General features: G+C 62.6%; 5 protein-coding genes. 4 read left to right on the top strand and 1 reads right to left on the bottom strand.

Features of this window, described 5'->3' with window-relative positions; translation table 11 throughout:
* The 4 genes from ACYVDE_RS15145 to ACYVDE_RS15130 form a co-directional block, all read left to right on the top strand.
* A partial coding sequence (locus ACYVDE_RS15145) for a tetratricopeptide repeat protein (protein WP_460502377.1) occupies nucleotides 1–378 on the top strand: 378 nt, incomplete at its 5' end.
* Nucleotides 379–526: 148 nt separating this feature from the next.
* Entirely contained in the window at nucleotides 527–2,176 is a 1,650-nt protein-coding gene (locus ACYVDE_RS15140; RefSeq protein ID WP_460502376.1) for a M28 family peptidase, read from the top strand.
* A gap of 124 nt (nucleotides 2,177–2,300) precedes the next feature.
* Nucleotides 2,301–3,410 (top strand): glycoside hydrolase family 43 protein, encoded by a 1,110-nt coding sequence (locus ACYVDE_RS15135; RefSeq protein WP_460502375.1) that lies wholly within the window; start codon nucleotides 2,301–2,303, stop codon nucleotides 3,408–3,410.
* A 307-nt stretch (nucleotides 3,411–3,717) separates the two neighbouring features.
* A complete protein-coding gene (locus tag ACYVDE_RS15130; RefSeq protein ID WP_046245532.1) occupies nucleotides 3,718–4,140 on the top strand; it encodes a BrxA/BrxB family bacilliredoxin in 423 nt (140 codons plus the stop codon).
* A gap of 72 nt (nucleotides 4,141–4,212) precedes the next feature.
* On the opposite strand, the gene ACYVDE_RS15125 is transcribed toward ACYVDE_RS15130, so the two are convergent.
* A partial coding sequence (locus ACYVDE_RS15125; protein WP_460502374.1) for a PepSY domain-containing protein occupies nucleotides 4,213–4,546 on the bottom strand: 334 nt, incomplete at its 5' end.

Here is a 4,546-nt window from a genome sequence, read left to right as displayed (position 1 = left end):
GAAGGCCCCTGGGCCGACCGCCTCATCGACCTGCGCGTGGATGACAGCGCCTCCCCGCTGCCCGAGCTGCACCGCCTGCTGCGTCTGGCCCGCGCCTACGACCACATGAACGCCGGCGACTTGGCGGTGGAGAAAAACGACATGCCCACGGCCATTCGCGAGTACCAGGCTGCCGAAAAGATGTTTCCGCAAAACCTCGAAATGAAGTACTGGCACGCCATCACGCTCGCCAACAAGCAGCAGGTGCCAGCGGCAATGGCCCTGCTCAAGCCCATTTTCAAGCAGGAGCCCAACTGGCGCGTGCTCACCCAGCGCCTGCCCAAAGTGGGCCTGCTGACGGTGACGGACGCCGAGCTGAAGCAGATTATGGCGCTGTAAACTGGAAAAGTCTGGTAAAAAAAGAACGTCATGCTGAGCTTGTCGAAGCATCTCTCCCGCTGCAATAACTAAGTACGTTGCGCGGGAGAGATGCTTCGACAAGCTCAGCATGACGTTCTTTGCAGGAATGACTATTCCTTCCAGATTAATGAAATTCCTTTTTACCCTTTCCACTGCTTTCTTATTAAGCGGCACGGCCGCTCAGGCCCAAACTCCGCTCACCGTGCCCGCCCCCGTGAAACAGGCGCTGGAGCAGGTGCAGCCCGAAGCCATTAAAGCCCACATCGCCTACCTTGCCGATGACCGCCTGCTGGGCCGCAAAGCTGGCACCCCCGGCTACCAGATGGCCGTCGACTACGTAACCGACCAGCTCAAGAAGATGGGCGTGCAGCCCGCCGGCGAGGGTGGTACCTACGTGCAGAAAGTACGTCTGCGGCGTGCCTTCCTCAAGCCCGGGGCCACGCTGGCGGTGCGCGAGTGGCAGGGAACCACGTTCGCGCTCGAAGCCGAGAAAGACTATGTGCTCTACCCCAACCCCGAGCTGCCTGCCACCCGCGTCGATAACGTGCCACTGGCTTTTGCCGGCTACGGCATCAGCGCGCCCGATTTGGGCTACGACGACTACGCCGGCCTCGACGTGAAGGGCAAGGTGGTGATGATTGTGCGCGGCGCGCCCCGCACGTTTACTTCCACGGTGGCCTCGGCCAGCCAGGATTTGGCCGGGCTGCTGAAAAACGCCATCAACCACGGCGCGGTGGGGCTGATTCTGGCCTCGGCCCACGCCGGCAACCTGCCCGACCTCAAAAACGGCACCTACAGCGTGCTCGGGGCCGATGGCAAGATTTCGGTGTCGCGTACGTTCGCGCCCGGCAGCAAGCAGCAGTTCTACGGGGCTGTAAACGCGGCCACGCTCCAGCGCTTCCTGCAAACGGCCGAGCTCGACACGACGCGGGTTTTTGCCGCCATGCGCAGTGGTAAGCCGGCCTCGAAGGGTCTGCGGGCCACCGTTACGGCCACTATGCAGTCTGCTTACCAGGATATTGAGAGCTCCAACGTGGTGGGCATGTTCGTGGGCTCCGATGCCCGGCTGCGCAACGAGTACGTGGTGCATTCGGCTCACCTCGACCACCTGGGCGTGACCGCGCCGGTGCAGGGCGACTCCATCAACAACGGCGCGCACGACAACGCCTCGGGCGTGGCCTGCGTGCTCGAAATCGCCAAAATCTACTCCCAGCTCAAGGAAAAGCCGAAGCGCACCATGCTCTTTGCCTTCATGACCGGCGAGGAACTGGGCCTGCTGGGCTCGTCGGCCTTTGCGGCCTACCCCACGGTGCCCAAAAATGAAATTGTGGCCGACATCAACATGGACATGCCCACCATCATCGCCCCGCTGCTGAGCGTGGTGGCCCTGGGCGCACCGCATTCCACGCTGCTGAAACCCGTGCAGCGCGCCTGCGCCTACATGGGCATCGCCCTCGAAAACGACCCCGAGCCCGAGCAGAACCGCTTCATCCGCAGCGACCAGTACAGCTTCGTGACGGCTGGCATTCCGGCCCTGCACCTCAAATACGGCAACAAAACCGCCGACGGCAAAAACAACCTCAGCGAGGAAGTGCAGAAGTGGCGCGCCGTGACCTACCACAAGCCGCAGGACGACATTAACGGCCGCTTCGACTTCGAAGCCGGCCAGAAGTACGTGCAGCTCTGCTTCCTGGTGGGCTACCAGGTGGCCCAGGACGTTGCCCGCCCCCAGTGGAACCGTGGTGACTTCTTCGGCCAGCGCTACGGCAAGCGGTAGGCAGTTTGGCGGGCCCGGCTATCGCAAACGGTTGTGGTAGTGGGTTGGGTAAATTGATTCACAATCAATGATTTGGGGAGTGGTTTGCGCGTCTATATTTGCGCCAAATCACTCCTCTTTTTTTATGCCCACCCATTTCAATTTCCGGCGTTGCGCGCCGCTGCTCGCGGCGGCCACGGCCCTGCTCGGCGCCTGCCAGTCGAACCCCACCGCCACCACCGAAACCGCCGCTACCAAGCCCGCCGCCGCCGACTCGGCCGCCGCCAAACAGCCGCTCTCGCAGCCCTTGGTGAAGGACATTTACACCGCCGACCCGTCGGCGCACGTTTTCGCCGGTAAAATCTACATCTACCCCTCGCACGACATCGAGGCCGGCATTCCAGAGAATGACAAGGGCGACCATTTCGCCATGCGCGACTACCACATCCTGTCGATGGACAGCATTGGCGGGCCCGTGACGGACCACGGCGTGGGGCTCGACATCAAGGATATTCCCTGGGCCGGCCGCCAGCTCTGGGCGCCCGATGCGGCCTTCAAAAACGGCACCTACTACCTCTACTTCCCGGTGAAGGACAAGCAGGACGTTTTCCGCATCGGCGTGGCCACCAGCACCAATCCGGCAGGACCGTTTAAGGCCGAAGCCACGCCCATCGCGGGCAGTTTCAGCATCGACCCGGCCGTGTTTACCGACACCGACGGCAAGGCCTATATGTATTTCGGCGGCTTGTGGGGCGGCCAGCTCCAGCGCTGGCAAACCGGTAAGTACGACGCCAACGCCCCCGAAAAAGAGCCCAACGGCAACGTGCCCGCCCTCAACGCCCGTGTCGGCCAGCTCGCGGCCGACATGAAGCACTTCGACGGCCCGGTGCAGGAAGTGAAAATTCTGGACGAAGCTGGCAAGCCCCTGCTGGCTAGCGACACCAAGCGCCGCTTCTTCGAGGGCGGCTGGCTGCACAAGTACCAGGGCAAGTACTACTTCTCGTACTCGACCGGCGATACGCACCTGCTGGTGTACGCCGTGGGCGACAAGCCCACCGGCCCCTTCACCTACAAAGGCGTCATCATGGAGCCCGTGCAGGGCTGGACCACGCACCACTCCATCGTGGAAGTGAAGGGCAAGTGGTACATCTTCTACCACGATACCCAGTTGAGCGGCAAAACCTGGCTGCGCAACATCAAGGTGACGGAACTGAAGCGCCGGGCCGATGGGAGCATTGAGACGATAGTGCCGTAATACCTCACGGGACCCCTGTGGGGCGGCCCCTCTCCTCAGGGAGAGGGGAGCCAGACGATTTAGATGGAAGCCTCGGCTCAGTTTTGAGTCGAGGCTTTTCCTTTTTCTGAATCGAATGTGTAGGATTAGCGCCGCCGTGGCTCCCCTTTCCCCAAGGCTTCGCGCATCAAGCGAACCGGGGCCGGGGGTGAGGTTACGCTAGGCGAACGACGACGCCCCGAAACTTTCCCCGGCCTTCATTGCTTTACCCATTCGTATTTTTGCAGACTCATGCGGCCCGGCCGCTCTTTTATAACTCACTACGACAATGGCAGTTTATCCCGAATACATGGTGGCGCCCATCCGCCAGGACCTCACCGAAGCTGGCTTCGAGCAATTGATGACTCCCGAGGAGGTAGATTCCGCCCTCGCCTCGAACGAAGGCACTGTGCTGGTGGCCGTGAACTCGGTGTGCGGCTGCGCCGCCGCCAAGGCCCGCCCCGCTCTGAAAATGGCCCTCGCCAGCGCCGACAAGAAGCCCGGCAAACTCGTGACGGTATTTGCCGGCATGGAAACCGACGCCGTGGCCAAAATGCGCGAGCACCTGCTCCCGTACCCGCCCTCGTCGCCCTGCATCGCCCTGTTCAAAGACGGCGAGCTGGTGCACATGATTGAGCGCTACCATATCGAAGGCTCCGACGCCATGCGCATCGTGAACAACCTGCAAGGCGCGTTCGAGGAGTATTGCTAAGCAGTAACAACCGTCCGCAAAAAAGGCCCATCGTAACACGACGGGCCTTTTTTGCGGGCGTCCGAAGCGGCTTCAGGCGCTGCGCGTCGCGGCGGCGGCCCGCGGTTTTGGCTTGGGCTTTTTGTGGCGGCGGCCCCACCACAGCAGCGTGCCCGTCACGGGCAGGCTGGCGGCCAGCAGGCTGCCCAGGAAGGCTGCGATTTTGCCGCCCAGGCCCATAATCTGGCCCGTGTGCAGGTCGTAGTTCATTTCCGAGAGCTTGCCGCCGGGGCTGCGGCCGGCATGGAACTGCGCCTGCAACAGCTGCCCCGACACCGGATGGAACGCGTACTCGTCGCGCTGGTAGTAGTGCAGCGCCCGCCGGTAGGCCCAGCACTGGGCCGGGGCCTTGCCCGCGCCGGTGGGC

It is taken from the genome of Hymenobacter agri, assembly GCF_054778495.1.
This window is presented reverse-complemented; position numbering and strand designations above follow the sequence as displayed.

Bases quoted from the DNA above. Each gene is read 5' to 3' on its own strand.
- ACYVDE_RS15140 (WP_460502376.1), top strand. From the start codon at position 527: ATGAAATTCCTTTTTACCCTTTCCACTGCTTTCTTATTAAGCGGCACG.
- ACYVDE_RS15135 (WP_460502375.1), top strand. From the start codon at position 2,301: ATGCCCACCCATTTCAATTTCCGGCGTTGCGCGCCGCTGCTCGCGGCG.
- ACYVDE_RS15130 (WP_046245532.1), top strand. From the start codon at position 3,718: ATGGCAGTTTATCCCGAATACATGGTGGCGCCCATCCGCCAGGACCTC.